The following is a 17,588-nucleotide window of genomic DNA, read 5'->3' on the forward strand; positions in this document are numbered from 1 at the left end:
CGGGAACGGCGAGTGATTCCACTCACCTATTGCGGTAGTATGCGTGTAATACCAACCGCTGCCGCTCGCGCAAGGTTTTCATCCAGAGACATAGGTATATATTCGCCCCGCCGCCACAGTTGGGACATGTCGTCGTAATACCGCGACAGAAAATGCCCCGACTGCCCGGTTGAGATCACAAAGACAGAGCTGTCCGGGTCGGCAAAGTCGTATACGCCTCGATAGCCGGATGCGTGAATATTGGTGAAGGGGGCAGAAGCGCGGCCCGAGGTTAGACCGCGTTGCAAAGTATTGTCGCCGCCGCTGGTGGATTGGCTGATGTTCACAAAATACCGCGCCACCGGGATGCGGCCCATGGCTTCGTGCATGTGGCTGGCCTGATGGGCGTCGCCCCACCGCAAGGCTTCCAGCCTGCCCCCGAAGGTCTCATCTATCCACAAAATAGCGTCATCAAGAGCCAGGCGCGAAATATCCGTGCAGCTTTCGACCAGCGCGCTTTGTCGGATGTCACACCATGCTGAAGCCCCGTCAATATCGCGAAACACCCGTTCCAGAAACAGGGGGTCTACGCGTGGATACGCATCGGCCAATGTGCCTATGTCATCCTCAATCAGACGTTTTTGCAAAGCTCGGACCCATGCGGCATAGATCAAAGGCTCTGGCAGATGCTCGTTCATTTCGCCATTCCACTGCGCCAGAAGATTCAGCGCAGTTTGCCGCTTGCGGGCAGGTGTCCCCTCGGGCGCGGCTTCTCCGGTGAACCAGAGGTCCGCGCCGATCAATGGCAGCAGTGTCCGGGCGGCAAAGGATACGGTGTCTTGCTGGGCTTCGATGAAACTGTCGCGGGTGTGAACCTCTCGAGATTGCATCAGTCGTTGCCAGCGGTGAATACGTTGAGAGTCACCCCAGTCATAGGAAATATGGTTTGGAAAGGGGCGCTCGACGATTTTGTTGTTTGTGTTCCCAAGAATTCCGCCGATTGGATTGCGGAATACCGGATTGGCGGCATAGGGGGCACGGCCCTGCCAGCGGTTTTCGCGCCTCCAGCCAGGGCTCGGCAGGCGGCCTTTGCTCTGGTGGCGGCTGCTGCGTTGCGGCACGGCACCAATGGTCTTCATCGCGATATGGGTGATGTCAGCCAGCACGAGGTTGTAAGAGGGGGCAACAAAATTTTCGGCAGCGTCAATGGCTTGATCCACGTCCTGACTGCGCATCAGATCCAGCGCAGCTGTCATGGTGGTGTCGGCAGGGCTAAGCGCCGTGGAGCTGAGGCTCACCACATGTCCAGGAGGCGTTATGGTCGAGAGGTTGAACATCCCCCCCGGCAGCACCGGGCCGTTTTCTGTCCAGCGCAGTGTCGAGGTAACGGGCGGCGCATCCTTGACGTTGATAATCGCGCGGCGGGTGCGGAAGGATTTGAACCCGGTTGGGGTCTGATATTCCTCTGGATTGGCCGGGTTGAGTTGTTCGATGAACAGATCCTGGTCATCCAGATATGAGGCGGTAATCCCCCAGCCCAGATGGTTCGAACGGCCGGACAGTACGGCAGGAATGCCCGGCATCGTTGCTCCGATCACGCCACCGGTCGCCAGCTCCAGCCGCGCCAGATACCAGGCCGAGGGCGCCTTGAGCGCATTATGGGGGTCATTGGCCAAAAGTGTTCCACCCGCCGCCGAGCGGCTCGGCGCTGCAGCCCAGGCGTTTGATGCGCTGGCAAGGCCGCGTTCGGGGATGGGCCAAATTGTCGGGGCCGTCTTGTTCGCACTGGCATACCCCTGCATTTGCGGAAACAGCTCCGTGTATTCCGGGAGAACGGAAATGCCATTGCCCGGCGCATCCGGCAGGATATCGCGCAGGCGGTCCGGGTTTTCCAGGGCCAGAGAGGTTCGGGTGCGCAGGATCTCGTTCTGCATCTGAGTTGAAGATTGCACCGCCAAGAGCTTCAACAGCGCCAGACTGTCAGCCGGCTGCCATGGCGCAACAGGTGCAGCGTAAAGGAACATTTCAGGAGCACCGCGCCCCAGAGCATGTTCGTTGATCTCAAGCAGGCGGGCATTCACCCCTGCGGCATAGGCTTGTAGCGCTGTGAGCGTTTCTGCCGATTGGGATGCAACTGATTGTTGGGCCAGACGATAGATATCCAGTCGCCGCATCAGGTTGTCGCTCTCGATGGTGCGGTTTCCAAAGACTTCAGACAGGCGTCCCTGTGCGGTGCGGCGCAAAACTGTCATTTGCCACAGGCGGTCCTGAGCATGGGCATAGCCGAGGCCAAAATAGACGTCTTCGTCACTGGCTCCGAAACTGCTGAAAATATGCGGGACATTTGCGTTATCGCGCACGATCTCAACCGGGGCGGTGACGCCGGGCAGGGCGATCTCCTTGTCATATTCCGGCAGGGATTGCGACGCGAGGAAGTAGACCGCAATGGCGCATACAAGAGCCAGAAGCACGCCCACAGCCGTCAGTTTCAAGAGCCAATTTACCAGTCGCGCCATGTGGTGATCTTTCCCGAGCTTTCAAAACTTTAGCGGATGCGTCGCTTGCGCTTGCGCCCTAGGCTGGTAGGGTCAGCGCGACCATAAGGCAAGTTATTCAGAGGGGAAAGCACATGGCAAAAGTTGCGTTCTTGGGCTTGGGGGTCATGGGGTATCCTATGGCTGGACATTTGCAAAAGGCAGGGCATGAAGTGACGGTTTATAACCGCACAATTGCAAAGGCGGAGGCCTGGGTTGCGGAATTTGGCGGCGCATTCGGCGAAACCCCGCGTGCTGCGGTACAAGGCGCTGATTTTGTCATGAGCTGCGTCGGCAATGACGATGATTTGCGCTCTGTCTGCGCGGGCGAAAACGGTGCCTTTGCCGGTATGGCTTCGGGCGCTGTCTTTGTGGATCATACCACCGTTTCGGCCAAAGTGACGCGTGAACTCTATGATGTTGCCAAAGAAACGGGCATTTCCTTTGTTGATGCGCCTGTGTCCGGCGGGCAGGCCGGAGCGGAAAACGGCGTTCTTTCTGTCATGTGTGGTGGCGACGCGGATGCCTATGATCGCGCGGAGCCTGTCATGCAGGCCTATGCGCGTATCTGCCGCCGTATCGGGGAATGCGGGGCCGGGCAGATGACCAAGATGTGCAACCAGATTGCCATTGCAGGTCTGGTTCAGGGCCTGTCCGAAGCGCTGCATTTTGCCGAAAAATCGGATCTTGATGGCAAGGCGGTTGTCGAAGTCATTTCCCAAGGAGCGGCCGGAAGCTGGCAGATGGCCAACCGCTATGAGACCATGTTGGCAGATGAGTTTGAACATGGGTTTGCGGTCGATTGGATGCGCAAGGATCTGGGCATCTGCCTGGATGCGGCGGATGAAAATGGCGCAAGCCTTCCGGTAACCGCGTTGGTCGATCAATTTTACAAAGATGTGCAGAAAATGGGAGGCGGGCGTTGGGACACGTCAAGCCTGTTTAAACGTCTGCGCAAGCTGGGATAACACAAAAGCCCCGGATCTTTTGACCGGGGCTTTTTCAAGAAAAACAGGCGCCTTATGGAATGATACGCGTGTATTTGGTGCCTTCCAGAGTGGCTCCGATGCGTAGGCCAGCCTGTCCAAAAATCGCTGCCAGAATGGGCGAGGTCAACGTGTTGGTGTCCGCTGCAAGCGCATTCCCTTCGTTCTGGATCACATATTCCAGATCCGCGCCGGCGGCCCAACCGGAAGACCGGCGGAAGTTCGACAGCGCATCTTGGGTCATGAAAAAGAGCACATGTGCATATTGCTGCGCGCCGATTTGCAGACCCGCGTTGCCTTTTACGGTGGAGTAATAATCCACGGTCACATCATTGATCCGCAGTGCCCCCCGGCCATAGGCCCCGCCAAAGACAAAGCCCGCCTCGGTTACCAGTGGCATCACCAGAAGGCCCGTTGCCTTTTCCGCAAGGCCACGGGTGTTTGGATAAAGACTGTACATCTGGTCCAGAGTGGCATCCACACGGGCATCGATTTTGGCGGCATTGCTGGTGCCGACACCGTTGCCACATGCGGCGGTCACACCAAGACCGGCCATCGCGCTGAGGGCGAACCCCCGACGTGTGAAATTCGTGTTACGATTGCTGCTCATTTTGCCTGTCCTGTTTTCAAGCTCGACTTTTTGTCGTTCTTAATTGGGATTTATAAGCTCAACTTTGCTGATTGTCATCTGCGCGCGGCAGAGAACAGCGACAAATTGCCATTTTTTACAATTGGCCTTACCCGTTCAGAAGCCTGGCTGCTGCAGGTGCGAAATAGGTGAGGATCCCGTCGCATCCTGCGCGTTTAAAGGCCAGAAGGCTCTCCATCATCACCTGGTCTTCGTTGATCCAACCGTTCTGCGCTGCGGCCATGATCATGGCGTATTCGCCCGAGACCTGATAGGCAAAGGTCGGCGTGCCAAAAGTGGTTTTGACACGGTGGCAGATATCCAAATAAGCAATACCGGGTTTGACCATAACCATGTCGGCACCCTCTTGGAGGTCACGTTCCACCAGGCGCAGCGCTTCGTCCGTGTTGCCAGGGTCCATCTGATAGGTCTTCTTGTCCCCTTTGAGCGCCCCAGAAGCCCCAACCGCATCCCGAAACGGTCCGTAAAAGCCCGATGCATATTTCGCTGAATAGGACAGGATGGAGACGTGTTGAAACCCTTCCGTTTCAAGCGCCTTGCGCATCGCACCAATGCGTCCATCCATCATGTCCGAAGGGCCGATAATATCCGCACCAGAGCGCGCCTGCGCCAGTGTCATTTTGACCAGGGCCTCGACAGAGCGGTCATTCACAACTTCCCCATCCACCACAAAACCGTCATGACCATTGATATTATAAGGGTCCAGCGCGACATCGGTCATCACGGCCAGTTCAGGCACCGCGTCCTTGATGGCGCGAATTGCGGTGTTGGTCAGATTGTTTGGGTTCCAAGCCTCGGCGCAATCTTCTGTCTTGAGGGCCGGGTCGGTATAGGGAAACAGACAAATCGCCGGGATGCCCAGATCTCGCGCGGTTTTGGCGGATTTAACCACATTGTCCAGCGACTGCCGCACGACACCGGGCATAGAGGAAACCGGCTCCATTACATCTGTGCCGTCCCGCAGGAAAACCGGCCAGATCAGATCATCCACCGTCAGCGTGTTTTCACGAACCAAGTTGCGCATCGCCTGCGTAGTTCTGGTGCGGCGCGGGCGTGCGGCTGGAAAGGAGGCGACGGTAGGTTTCATCTTCTGGCTCTCGCTTGGGCTTTTCCCTTGGTTTGCATGGAAAGCCGTCGAAAACAAGGTGCGCAGGTTGCCGCAGGCGCGACAGGCTTGTGTCCGGTCGCCGGACAGTTGATATAGAGACGTGCGCGCAAGCACCAGAAATGACGAATAAAAAAGGACCTGAGCGTGGATCTCTTTCACTTGTTGGCGGAAATGATTGATATGCGGTCATTTTCCAACCTCTGGTACTGGATTGTTCTGGCGATTGCCTGGTCCACGGCCAGCCATTGGATCCTGGGCGTTCCCTTTGATCTGGTGAACAGGGCCCGCAGACGCGGTGGCCAGCCCTATCAGGATCTGGAAGCTCTGGTTCGGATCAACGTCGCACGCCGCTTGTATGTGATGGAGGTGGCAGGCCTTTGGATCGTTGCTTTGGCCTGTTTCCTGCTTAGCACTTTGGCGGTTTTGGGATTCTGGTTTGACATTGAATTTGCGCAGGCGGTGTTCCTGATCGCCTTCCCAATGGTGGGGGTGTCTCTTGTCAGTCTGCGTGCGGCCTACAAGATTGATGGGCTGGGCCTGGTCGGAGATGACCTTTTGCGCCAGTTGAATACTTGCAGGTTCGCCACGCAACTCATTGGAGTTGTTTCTATTTTCGTAACGTCCCTTTGGGGGATGTACCAAAACATTCAAATCGGCGCGATTTAAAGCGGGAGCACCGGTGATGACCGCACAACTGGTAAAAATGGGTGGCGTCCCCGAAGGGTTTGACGCGCGCCAGATTCTGAAAGAACTCAATAAGTCGGGCAAACCGGTTGTTCACGTTGCGCGCGATGACAAACGGATGGAGGCGACACGGGCGGCTTTGGCCTTCTTTGCGCCGGACATGCCCGTCTTTGTGTTTCCAGGCTGGGATTGTTTACCTTATGACCGGGTGTCGCCCAATCCGGATGTTTCCGCAGCCCGCATGGCCACGCTGGCGGTTCTTCTGCATCAGGCCCCCAAACAGTTTGTCCTACTGACCTCTCTTAATGCGGCCACGCAGCGCTTGCCTGCGCGTTCGGTCTTGAAAGGGGCCGTTTTCCACGGGCGTGTTGATCATCGCATCGACGAAGAAGCGCTGCGTAAGTTTCTGGTTCGAATGGGGTTTTCCCAAAGCCCGACGGTGATGGAACCCGGCGATTACGCTGTGCGTGGCGGCATTATTGATATCTTTCCTCCAGGTGAAAGCGGTCCGGTGCGGCTGGATCTCTTTGGCGATGTGCTGGAGAGTGCACGCCGATTTGACCCGGTGTCTCAGCGCACAACCGAGAAGTTGGACGCTGTTGAGCTGGCACCCGTGTCCGAAGTGATCCTGGATGAGGCGGCGATTACGCGATTTCGCCAGAATTACCGGATCGAATTTGGCGCGGCGGGGAGCGATGATCCTCTGTATGAAGCCGTCAGTGCAGGGCGTAAACATCAGGGGATGGAGCATTGGCTGCCCTTCTTTCATGAAGAGCTGGAAACCCTGTTTGACTATCTGCCGGGTGCAACGGTTACGCTTGATGATCAGGTGACGCCGGCGCGGCTGGCCCGGTGGGAAACCATCGCGGATCAATATGAAACCCGTAAAATTGCCATGGCGCAAAAGGGTCGTTTGGACTCGGTCTATAAACCGACTCCGCCCGAGTTGCTGTATCTGAACGAGGCGGCATGGGACGCCGCAGTGGCTGCGCATCGGGTGGTCCAATTCCATCCGCTGGCCCAGGCGTCCGGTCCCGGTGTCGTGGATGCAGGTGCGCGTATCGGACGAAATTTTGCGCCTGAACGACTGCAGCAAAGTATCAGTCTTTTCGGGGCGTTGGCCGCACATGTAAAAGCGCGTCTGGCCGAAGGTCCGGTGGTGATTGCCTCATACTCCGAAGGTGCACGTGAGCGCCTCACAGGCTTGATTGAGGATGAAGGCCTGGCAGAGGCGGTTCCAATTCCGGATGGCACGCGGATTGGAAAAACAGGTCTGCATCTGGCGGTCTGGGCCTTGGAGCACGGGTTTGAAGCCCCGGATATGACGGTAATTTCGGAGCAGGATGTTTTGGGGGATCGTTTGATCCGGGCTCCCAAAAAACGGCGCAAGGCCGAGAATTTCCTGACCGAAACGCAATCTCTGACACCTGGAAATCTGGTGGTTCACGTCGATCACGGTATCGGGCGCTATCAGGGATTGGAAGTGGTCACCGCTGCCGGAGCTGCGCATGAATGCCTGCTGCTGGAATATGCCGAAAGCGCGAAACTGTATCTGCCCGTTGAAAATATCGAGCTGCTCAGCAAATACGGCCATGACGAGGGCTTGCTGGACCGTTTGGGTGGCGGGGCCTGGCAGGCGAAAAAGGCCAAGCTGAAAGAGCGTATTCGCGAGATGGCTGATCGCCTGATCCGAATTGCTGCGGAACGTGCGTTGCGCAAAGCCCCGATCATGGATCCGTCGCCGCATGCTTGGGAAGAATTTTCCGCACGCTTTCCCTATCAGGAAACCGAAGATCAGCTGCGTGCGATTACGGATGTGATGGAAGACCTGCAATCGGGTGCGCCGATGGACCGGTTGGTTTGCGGCGACGTGGGCTTTGGCAAAACTGAGGTTGCGATGCGCGCGGCCTTTGTTGCCGCCATGTCGGGCATGCAGGTGGCGGTTGTGGCCCCAACGACTTTGCTGGCCCGTCAACATGCGGCCGGTTTTGCCGAGCGTTTCCGTGGGTTTCCGTTACAAGTCAGGCAGTTGTCGCGCTTTGTTTCAGCAAAGGAGGCGGCTAAAACGCGGGAAGGTCTGGCGCGCGGGACTGTAGATATTGTTGTCGGCACCCATGCTTTGTTGGCCAAAAATATCAAGTTCCAGAACCTTGGCTTGCTGATCATCGACGAGGAGCAGCATTTTGGTGTGGCTCATAAGGAGCGTTTGAAGCAACTGCGCAGCGACATTCACGTGCTGACACTGACTGCAACCCCGATCCCGCGGACTTTGCAGTTGAGCCTGACCGGGGTGCGGGACTTGTCGATCATAGGGACGCCGCCGGTGGACCGTCTGGCGATCCGGACCTATGTGAGCGAGTTTGACGCAGTCACCATCCGCGAAGCCCTGTTGCGCGAGCATTATCGGGGGGGGCAGAGCTTTTACGTTGTTCCGCGTATTTCCGATCTGCCGGAGATCGAGGCGTTCTTGAAGGAACAGCTGCCAGAACTGAACTATGTGGTGGCGCACGGCCAGCTTGCAGCGGGTGAGCTGGACGACCGTATGAATGCGTTTTATGACGGGAAATTCAATGTTTTGCTGGCCACAACTATTGTTGAATCCGGCCTTGATATCCCCACGGCAAATACGATGATTGTCCATCGGGCCGACATGTTCGGCCTCGCGCAGCTGTACCAGATCCGTGGGCGTGTGGGCCGCTCCAAGACGCGCGCTTATGCCTATCTTACCACCAAGCCGCGCCAGAGGCTGACCGACACGGCCGAAAAACGCCTGCGGGTTCTGGGGTCTCTGGATACGCTGGGGGCTGGATTTACCCTTGCTTCTCAAGACCTTGATATCCGCGGGGCTGGCAACCTGCTGGGTGAAGAGCAATCGGGGCAGATGCGCGACGTGGGTTACGAGCTTTATCAATCCATGTTGGAAGAGGCGATTGCCAAAATCAAATCAGGCGAGGCCGAAGGTCTGACCGAACAGGACGATCAATGGGCGCCGCAGATCAATCTGGGTGTACCGGTTCTGATCCCCGAAGACTATGTGCCGGATCTGGATGTACGCCTTGGGCTTTACCGCCGTCTGTCGTCTTTGTCCAAGAAAGTGGAGCTGGAAGGTTTTGCCGCGGAGCTGATTGACCGGTTTGGGAAATTGCCTAAGGAGGTCAACACCTTGATGCTTGTTGTTCGCATCAAGGCGATGTGCAAACGGGCGGGAATTGCCAAGCTGGATGGCGGGCCGAAGGGTGCGACCATTCAATTCCATAACGACAAATTTGCCTCTCCCCAGGGGTTGGTGGAGTTCATCCAGGGGCAAAACGGTCTGGCCAAGGTCAAAGACAACAAGATTGTGGTGCGTCGCGATTGGCGTTCTGACGCGGACAAGATCAAAGGGGCCTTTGCAATTGCCCGGGATCTGGCGGAGAAAGTTGTCGCGCAACAGAAGAAGTCAAAAACCTAGGCGGCGGATTACTCCGCCGCTTTAGGCGTTTGGGCCTCGCTTCTGATCAGACTGTACATGATCAAAGCGGCACATAGCGCCATAAAGAACATACCTCCAGCCATCGGTCGCAGTGTGCCATCAAACATCAGCCCGACCGGTGTGGCTAGGATAACGCCACAGATGGTTGAAATTGCAGCAATAACTGATGCGGCCAATCCTGCGATGTGACCGAGAGGCTCCATCGCCATTGCGTTAAGGTTGCCCATCGTGGTCGAGATCATAAAAAAGATCGAGCATTGCCAGATCAAGAAGAACAAAAACGGTATGTGATCAGCGGGGACGGTAAGGCTGAAGACCAGCATCGCAAAGCTTATAACGGTCTGAAACCACAAGCCGGCAGACGCAATGTAGCGCATGCCAAGGCGTGGTACCAATTTGGCATTCATCATACTGCCCAGACCCGACACCAGAGCGACCAGCGCGAACCAATAGGGAAAACTGTCGGCACGGTCATAGATATCGCCGTAGATTTGCTGGATCGATGTCAGAGTCGCAAAGAGCATGCCCATGCAAAGGGATTGGATTACAATGGAGACGCGCGCCACCGGGTGGGAGAACAGCTCTTTTGTGGCGGCCCCAAGAGCGCCAAGCTGCAAGGTTCTGCGGCTGTCCTTGCCGTTTGTTTCTGGCAATCGCATGAAGACCCAAAAGACAACCGCCATGGAAAACAGGAAGAAGGCACCAAAAATGCTGCGCCAGCCTGAAACATGTATGATTGCATCCCCCATTGCAGGCGCGACCGCTGGAAACAGCGTAAACACCATGATCGCGTAGGACATGACTTGGGCCATATCGCGGCCCTTGAAGAGGTCTCGCACAACGGCAAGGCTTACAATACGTGGTCCAGCCGCGCATACGCCCATGACAAATCGTGAAAAAAGAAGCAGTTCCAGGGAGGGGCTGAACATTGCCACGACAGAGGACACCCCATAAAGGGCGGTGCCCAGCAAGATGACCGGCCTGCGCCCGAATGTGTCAGACAGGGGCCCGGCAAAAAACGTCCCGATGCCCATTCCCAGCAGGAAAACGGTTAAGACCAACTGTGCTTTGTTGCTGTCTTCTGGTGAAAGCTGCGCTGCGATATCAGGCAGCGCTGGCAACATTGCATCAATGGAGAAGGCCACAACTGCGAACATGAGCGCGACCATTGCGGTCAGTTCGGTCTTCCCGAGTGGGGCATCGGTGTTTTGGGTCAATGGGCTGGTGCTCTAATTAAAAACGGCGCGGTGCACGCACGCCTCGCGTCCTGCCGCTGCAATAGAACATGTTAACGAATAACACTAGTGTAGAAACAATTTTTGATCGACCAGTCCGAAGTGCAGCACAGAAAAGCGGCACTGCAAAAGGAGGCTCGCGTTAATGTGCGTCGCTTGCGTCTTCGGTATCCGCCAGCTGGCTTTGGATATCGGCGATCACTTGCTTCCACAGCTCAGGCGGCTGAGCGCCTGGGACGGCGTGTTGATTGGCAACGATGAAGGTTGGAACAGAGCTGACACCCATCTTTCGAGAATGCGCGTCCCGGTCACGAATGTCGTTTAAGTCATTGTCACTGTTCAAAAGGTTTCGCAAGACATCCGCCTCGAAACCAACAGACGCGCCAATTTCAATCAGAGTGTCCACGGTGCCGATGTCTTTACCATCGACAAAATAGGCTTGGAACAGCGCGTCCACGACCTGGGTCTGATTGCCTTCAACGCCAGCCCAATGGATCAAGCGATGTGCATTCAAAGTATTTGGGGTGCGGGTGATTTTATCCAGATTAAGAGTCAGCCCGGCGTTTTCCGCATGTTCCACAACAGGTGCATAGGCCTGTACTGCGCCTTCTTTGCCGCCAAATTTCGTTTCCAAATAGGCGCGACGATCCACGCCATCGGTCGGCATGTCGGGATTAAGCTGAAACGGGTGCCATTCGATTACAAAGGGATGGTCACCCACCTCTGACAGCGCCTTGTCCAGATTTGCCTTGCCGATATAGCACCACGGGCAAATCGGATCTGACAGGATATCCAGTTTTACAGTTGCCATAACGGTTTATCCTTCAAACTTCGCCCTCAAAGCGTGTCGGTTCAATTTGCCATTCGGGTTGGTTGGCAGGCTTTCGACCCGAGTATAGGTTTTCGGGCGCTTATAGTCAGCCAAACATGTTTGTGCAAATTGTGAAAGAGCGTCGGGATCAAGATCCGGTGACCCGACAAAAAAGGCAGCGATGATTTCAACATCCTCTTTGGGAGAAACCGTTGTGACGGCAATTTGTGTAACACCGGGACAGTGGCTGAGCGCATGTTCGACCTCCAACGGCGAGACGCGAAAGCCCCCGGCGTTCATCATATCATCGTTGCGACCCTGATAATGGATGCTGCCGTCCTCTGACATGATCCCCTGATCGCCGGTCAGGAACCATTCGCCGACAAATCGCGCCCTGGTCTCATCTTCGGCACCGATATAGGCTTTCATCAAGCCGGGATCTGAGGCGTGAACCGCGATGGTGCCAGGCTCGCCCAATGGAACAGGTCCGTCATCGCCAATAATCGCGATCCGGCGGCCCGTCTGTGGGCGTCCCAGGCTGTCAGGCTCCGCTGTGTGGCGCGGACTATGAGAGATAAAGGTCGAGCATTCCGACATGCCAAATGCTTCGTAGATCTTGTGGCCTGTGGCAGCCTCCCACGCGGAACGGATGCTGGGCGACAGTTTCTCTCCGGCGCTCAGCGCGTGGCGCAGGGTTGTAAAGTTCAACAAATCTGGATGCTTGAGGAGTTTTCTGTAAATGCCCGGAACAGCGGCGAAAACGCTGATATTTTCTGCGCGGAGGAGGTCCGGAAAATCTAACGGAGTCACGCCCGCGCCCGGAATGACAGCGGTTGCTCCAACCGACCAAGGGTCCATCAAACCCGTGCCCAGCGTAAAGGTCCAGTTGAAAGCCCCTGCGTGCATCAGGCGATCGCCTTCAGACAGATCATACCAGTCCCGGATCATCATCTTGCGGGCCCAGATCGCACGATGCGCATGGGCCACGGGACGGGGGGTGCCGCTGGTGCCGGATGTATAGACCACATAGGCCAAACGCTCCGGATCTCCTCGATCATAGTCGCAGGGCGGCAGATCCCACATGGTCCGCAAAGTATCACGTGTCAGGATGGTATTGTAGGGAGCGGAGGCAACGGATGGGTCGTGCAGAATGGCGCGCGGTGACAGGGTTTTGATGATCGCCTCAGTCTCAGACACGGTCAATTGTGTTGAGGTCGGCACAGGGACCAGCCCAGCGGCAATTGCGCCCAGAAACGCGATGGGAAAATCGACTGTATTGCCCAGACGCATCAAGACAATATCGCCAGGGACCAGGCCCGATTGCAGCAATCCGGTGCCCACGCCCCGAACACGGGTTTCGAGTGTTTTGAAATCGAGGGTTTCACTGTTCGCCCGTGTGGCGGTGACAAGGGCGGCTTTGTCTGGATAATTTTGTGCCAGACGAAGTACATGCGCACTGAGGTTAAAGTCAGGCGGGCAGGGTGGATGGCGGCCTTGATCAAAAATTGACAACATATCATTGGGCTACCGCGCAGCAGGACACGTTGCAAGCCCTGTGCGCGCAGCTTATAGATGGCCCATGACAGAAAAAGATCCAAAGTCCCTCATCTCGATTGCCCGTGAGAACGGGAATACCTCTGAACCAGAACCGCTGGATCTGGGAGCGCGGGTGCGTGAGCTGCGTAAGGCGCGCGATTGGACATTGGAACATGCCGCCAATCAGGCGGGTCTGGCGCGGTCAACCCTGTCCAAGATTGAAAACGGACAGATGTCACCCACTTATGAGGCGCTCAAAAAACTGGCCGAAGGGTTGGAGATTTCCATTCCGCAGCTGTTTACGCCACCAAAGCGGGAACAGATCAACGGACGCTTTACGGTGACCAAATCGGGCCAAGGCGCTGCACATGCAACCGCGACCTATGAGCATGAGCTGCTGGCAGATGGTTTGTCGCGCAAGCAGATGCTGCCGTATCGTGCACGGGTGCGCGCGCGTGCCATGGATGAATTTGATGGGTGGGTGCGCCATGACGGTGAGGAATTCCTGTATGTGCTGACCGGTGTGATCAAACTGTATACAGAGTTTTATGAGCCGATCGAAATGCGCCGCGGCGACAGCGCCTATTACGACGCGACCATGGGGCATAATGTAGTCTCTGTCAGTGATGAGGACGCCACCATTCTCTGGGTGACGTCCTTGGCCTAACGCCTTGGTATTGGTTACTCTTCGGCAAAGAGACGGGTCAAAACCATGTGTCCGATGCCGACAGCGACAAGCTGCATAACGATGAACATCACGATGTGACCGGGGTAGATGCCTGCAAAGGTATCCGAAAAACCACGGGCAATGGTCACAGCCGGGTTCGCAAAGCTGGTCGAGGATGTATACCAGTACGCCCCGGTGATATAGAGGCCGACAAGCATCGGGATCGCCTCCGGTTTGCTGCGCAGACCGCCAAAGATCACAAACAACAGCCCAAAGGTCGCCACGATTTCCGAGAACCACTGTGACACGCCAGTGCGATGCATGGTTCCGGAGGTTTGCAGGATTGGCAGGTCAAACATCCAGTGGCAGGCCCAAACCCCCAGAATCCCGCCAATAATTTGAACGATCACATAGGGTGTCACGTCCTTCCATGCGTGATCGCCACGCAGAGCAAATGCCAGGGTGACCGCAGGGTTGAAATGGGCGCCAGAGATTGGCCCAAGCGTGGTGATAATGGCAAACAGCATACAGCCGGTGGCAATTGCATTGGCCAGAAGCGCCAGGGCCACGTTCCCTTGGGACAGGGTTTCGGCCATGATACCTGACCCGATAACGCTGATGAGCAGAAATGCGGTGCCGAGCCCTTCGGACAGGAGCTTCTGCGCGCTCATGACAGATCTCCAATCCGCTTTAGCTCAGCTGTCAGCGCGGGCAACTCGAGGTTTTCGAATTTGGTTTCCAAAAGGGCTTCGGCGCGCGTTTTCAAGATCTTATAGGCGGTTTTGAAAGCCTCATCCCAGTCAGGTTCCTGCGCCGCTGCGGGATCTTCCACACCCCAGTGACAGCGCACGGGGGCGCCGGCCCAAACCGGGCAGGTCTCACCTGCGGCAGACGCGCAGACGGTAATGACGATGTCCATGCGCGGAGCATCGGGCCCGCCAAACTCATCCCAGGATTTGGAGCGCGCATTGGACACGTCATGACCCAGTTCGGTCAGCAGTTTGATGGACTGCGGGTGCACTTTGCCAGCGGGCTGGGAGCCTGCGGAAAACGCCGTGACGCGGCCGTTTCCAAGCGTGTTGAAAATCGACTCCAGAAGGATGGATCGTGCGGAATTTCCAGTGCAGAGTACCAATATATTCATGAACTTACTGTCCCTTGTTAAGACGTCAGATGTGTGGGTTTCATGAGGCCGATCTCGTCAATGCGCTGTTGCAGAGACAGACGGTCCAATCTTTCAAATGGAAGCCAGGTGAACGCCTGAATCCGATGTTTTAGTGTTTCAAACGCATCGCGCATTGCGACCCGATCAGAGGTGTCGCCAGTGATCGGGTTGGGTACCCCCCAATGGGCGTGAAGCGGCTGGCCCGGTAGCCCGGGCATCTCCCCGTTGGCGGCTTGATTACACACCGTAACAATCAGGTCCATTTGCGGCGCAGTCTCACCCAGGAACGGGGCGAGCCCCTTGGATGAGAGGTTTTTGATCTCATATCCTCGCGCGGCGAGCGTCGAAAGCGCGTCCCCATGCGGTGCGGACGACGGCGCGGTTCCGGCGGAATAGGCGTGAAACCGTCCCGCGCCCTCACCATTCAGGAGGGCTTCTGCAAGGATCGAGCGGGCCGAATTGCCAGAACATACAAAAAGCACATTCAACGGATGCTCCGGGCTGGGCGCTGGCAGGGGGCTGCTTGGCGCGGTCGTGCAGATGTCCGGCCGGTTCTGGCAGCACTCGTTCAGGAGCGTATCAAACATGCCCTGCACCCCGGAGAGCTTTGCCACGTAACACAGGGATGTGCCGGTCCGGCGCTGATCAATCAGCCCGGCGTTTCGTAAGATCGACAAATAGGTTGAGGTCGTATTGGCCTTGAAGCCCAGTGCCTCGGCAATTTCACCGGCCGGCACAGCATCGGGATAGCGGCGCAGCAGCAGTCGGAACAAGTCCAGACGTTTTTCATGCGCAAGCGCCGACAGCTTATTTATGATCTCTATTTCCATAATTCATGAAATATAGAAAAATACTGAAAAGGCAACAAAAAACCGCGCCATTTCCCAAAAGCGCGGTTTGTGGTTTTGGCTGGCCTTCTAAGGTTCGATCCACCAAACATCTGGTAGGAAATAAGTCTCCTTGTCGCCGTAGATCGGAGTGTAGTCCGGAAACTTCAGCTCTTTGACATGGGCGATATAGGCACTGTCGTATTGCCAGATCGGAATCACATATCGTCCTGCGGTCAGAAGCCGATCCAGGGCGCGGGCTGCAGCCTGAAAATCTTCGGTGCTTTGCGCAGACAACATCGCAGTAATCATCGCGTCGACGGCCGGGCTGTTGATACCCGGCAAATTGCGTGAGCCGGGCTGATCCGCTCCGGCACTGCCCCAATAGAGAAACTGCTCATTGCCCGGACTGAGCGAAATTTCACGACGAATGGGGATGATGTCGAATTCATAGTTGCTTTCACGCTCCACGAACTGAGCGTTATCGACCACTTCCGCTTTCAGCGCGATCCCCAGCCGTTCCAGAGCTTGCCCATAGATTTGAACGATGGATTTGGTTTGCTGATCGGCCTGACGGATCAAAACGGTCAGCTCAACCGGATCGTTGCCGTTGCATCGCAAGGCTCCATCGGTCACCCGACAACCTGCATTTTGCAGGAGCTTCACAGCTTTGCGCAGGTTTTTGCGGTTGCGCAGGCTGCCATCCGACGCCGGCGCTTCATATCCTTCAAGCGTACCGGGAATTAAGTTTTCGGCGTAAGGTTCTAAAAGCTCTTTTGTTTTTCCGGTTGCTTCGCCGGGGATCAGTCCAAGTTGCGACCCCGAGAAGTAGGAGGAGATACGTTTTTGCAGGCTGCCGGTGATTGTCTCATTGATGTATTCGAAATTGAACGCCAGCATCAGCGCCTCGCGTACCTGCCAATCATCCAGCGGTTCGCGGCGTGTATTCAGGGCCAGCCCGGTGATGCCGGTTGGCTTTTGATGAGGGATCTCTGACTTCACAACGTCGCCGGACCGCAGACGGGGAAAATCATATGCGGTCGCCCAGAGATTGGCGTTGTACTCGCGGTAGGTGCTCAGTTCGCCCGCTTTGAAGGCTTCAAACATCACGGTTCCGTCGCCAAACAGCTCCACTCTCAGTTCGTCGGCGTTCTGCGTGCCTTTGCGAAAAGGGAGATCTTTGCCCCAATAGTCCGGATTCCGCTTCATCGTAAGATAGCGGTTTGGCTCGTATTCCGAGAGCACATAGGCCGATGTTGAGATTGGCGCCTCGGACAGGCCGGATTCGGCGAAGTCTTTTCCCTCCCATTGCGCCTTCTTCAAAATGGGCTGCAACCCGGCAATCAGTGCCAGTTCTCGGTTGTCGGATGCAAATGTCAGGCGGACTTTGCCCGGGCCGGTTGTTTCTATTTTGGAAACTTGCGTCCAGAACCCGCGATGGCGCCTGTGGCCGGTTGAGCCGAGGGTTTCGTAAGACCAGATCACGTCTTCGACGGTCACCGGGCTTCCGTCTGAGAACTTGGCAGCCGGGTTCAATGTAAATTCAACCCATGATCTGTCCTCAGGAACCTCTATCGATTCGGCCAAAAGGCCATAAAGCGTGAAGGGTTCGTCGATGCTACGTCCCATCAGGCTTTCGGCCGCCCAATATCTGTAATGCCAAGGCGTGCTGCCTTTGCGCACAAATGGGTTCAAAGTGTCGAACCCTCCGGTCGCGCCAAAGGTGATGCGCCCGCCCTTGGGGGCATCAGGGTTGGCATAGGGAAGGGACACAAAATCCGGTGGTAGCGCAGGGTCGCCATACATAGCTATGGCGTGTGCTGATTCTGCATAGACAGGTACAGAGCTGAGAATCGCCATGATTCCGGCCAAGAAGCCGATGTGGCGAGAGAAATATTTAGGTGCCAATTTCGCAACAATCCCGATGAAGCCTTA

The 17,588-nt window shown here is 56.3% G+C and carries 14 protein-coding genes; 4 read left to right on the forward strand and 10 right to left on the reverse strand.

Annotated features, from left to right (window positions below; all coding sequences use genetic code 11):
- Window positions 1–26: 26 nt before the first annotated feature.
- Window positions 27–2,495, reverse strand: a complete 2,469-nt coding sequence (locus ACXAEW_RS14745) for a penicillin acylase family protein (protein WP_474942038.1) — start codon at window positions 2,493–2,495, stop codon at window positions 27–29.
- Between the two features lie 113 nt (window positions 2,496–2,608).
- On the opposite strand from ACXAEW_RS14745, the gene ACXAEW_RS14750 reads away from it, so the two are divergent.
- Entirely contained in the window at window positions 2,609–3,481 is an 873-nt protein-coding gene (locus tag ACXAEW_RS14750) for an NAD(P)-dependent oxidoreductase (RefSeq protein WP_474942039.1), read from the forward strand.
- A 52-nt stretch (window positions 3,482–3,533) separates the two neighbouring features.
- On the opposite strand, the gene ACXAEW_RS14755 is transcribed toward ACXAEW_RS14750, so the two are convergent.
- Both ACXAEW_RS14755 and hemB read right to left on the reverse strand, forming a co-directional pair.
- Window positions 3,534–4,109, reverse strand: coding sequence for a lipid-binding SYLF domain-containing protein (locus ACXAEW_RS14755; protein ID WP_474942040.1), 576 nt, complete (start codon window positions 4,107–4,109; stop codon window positions 3,534–3,536).
- A gap of 127 nt (window positions 4,110–4,236) precedes the next feature.
- On the reverse strand, window positions 4,237–5,235 hold the full coding sequence (gene hemB / locus ACXAEW_RS14760) for a porphobilinogen synthase (protein ID WP_474942041.1): 999 nt from the start codon (window positions 5,233–5,235) through the stop codon (window positions 4,237–4,239).
- A 165-nt stretch (window positions 5,236–5,400) separates the two neighbouring features.
- On the opposite strand from hemB, the gene ACXAEW_RS14765 reads away from it, so the two are divergent.
- Window positions 5,401–5,922, forward strand: coding sequence for a component of SufBCD complex (locus ACXAEW_RS14765; protein WP_474942042.1), 522 nt, complete (start codon window positions 5,401–5,403; stop codon window positions 5,920–5,922).
- Between the two features lie 16 nt (window positions 5,923–5,938).
- Window positions 5,939–9,391, forward strand: coding sequence for a transcription-repair coupling factor (gene mfd / locus ACXAEW_RS14770; RefSeq protein ID WP_474942043.1), 3,453 nt, complete (start codon window positions 5,939–5,941; stop codon window positions 9,389–9,391).
- An 8-nt stretch (window positions 9,392–9,399) separates the two neighbouring features.
- Here the strand turns inward: mfd and ACXAEW_RS14775 are convergent, their stop codons facing one another.
- The 3 genes from ACXAEW_RS14775 to ACXAEW_RS14785 form a co-directional block, all read right to left on the reverse strand.
- Entirely contained in the window at window positions 9,400–10,629 is a 1,230-nt protein-coding gene (locus ACXAEW_RS14775; RefSeq protein ID WP_474942044.1) for a multidrug effflux MFS transporter, read from the reverse strand.
- A gap of 160 nt (window positions 10,630–10,789) precedes the next feature.
- Entirely contained in the window at window positions 10,790–11,458 is a 669-nt protein-coding gene (locus ACXAEW_RS14780) for a DsbA family oxidoreductase (protein ID WP_474942045.1), read from the reverse strand.
- A gap of 6 nt (window positions 11,459–11,464) precedes the next feature.
- The gene (locus tag ACXAEW_RS14785; protein ID WP_474942046.1) at window positions 11,465–12,973 is read right to left on the reverse strand and encodes a class I adenylate-forming enzyme family protein; all 1,509 of its coding nucleotides are present in this window, start codon (window positions 12,971–12,973) and stop codon (window positions 11,465–11,467) included.
- Between the two features lie 64 nt (window positions 12,974–13,037).
- Here ACXAEW_RS14785 and ACXAEW_RS14790 point away from each other — a divergent pair, with 64 nt between their 5' ends.
- A complete protein-coding gene (locus ACXAEW_RS14790) occupies window positions 13,038–13,661 on the forward strand; it encodes a helix-turn-helix domain-containing protein (RefSeq protein WP_474942047.1) in 624 nt (207 codons plus the stop codon).
- 14 nt (window positions 13,662–13,675) lie between these two features.
- Here the strand turns inward: ACXAEW_RS14790 and ACXAEW_RS14795 are convergent, their stop codons facing one another.
- From ACXAEW_RS14795 to ACXAEW_RS14810, 4 genes are all read right to left on the reverse strand, one after another.
- On the reverse strand, window positions 13,676–14,332 hold the full coding sequence (locus ACXAEW_RS14795) for an aquaporin (RefSeq protein ID WP_474942048.1): 657 nt from the start codon (window positions 14,330–14,332) through the stop codon (window positions 13,676–13,678).
- Window positions 14,329–14,805: an arsenate reductase ArsC gene (locus tag ACXAEW_RS14800; protein WP_474942049.1), complete on the reverse strand. Its 477-nt coding sequence runs from the start codon at window positions 14,803–14,805 to the stop codon at window positions 14,329–14,331. The genes ACXAEW_RS14795 and ACXAEW_RS14800 overlap by 4 nt, the downstream gene beginning before the upstream one ends.
- A 17-nt stretch (window positions 14,806–14,822) precedes the next feature.
- Window positions 14,823–15,656: an arsenate reductase/protein-tyrosine-phosphatase family protein gene (locus ACXAEW_RS14805; protein WP_474942050.1), complete on the reverse strand. Its 834-nt coding sequence runs from the start codon at window positions 15,654–15,656 to the stop codon at window positions 14,823–14,825.
- A gap of 87 nt (window positions 15,657–15,743) precedes the next feature.
- Window positions 15,744–17,513 carry an extracellular solute-binding protein gene (locus ACXAEW_RS14810; protein ID WP_474942051.1) on the reverse strand — a complete coding sequence of 590 codons (1,770 nt, stop codon included), beginning with the start codon at window positions 17,511–17,513 and terminating at the stop codon, window positions 15,744–15,746.
- Window positions 17,514–17,588 lie beyond the last annotated feature (75 nt).

Source organism: Epibacterium sp. ABZ3_068, assembly GCF_056159265.1.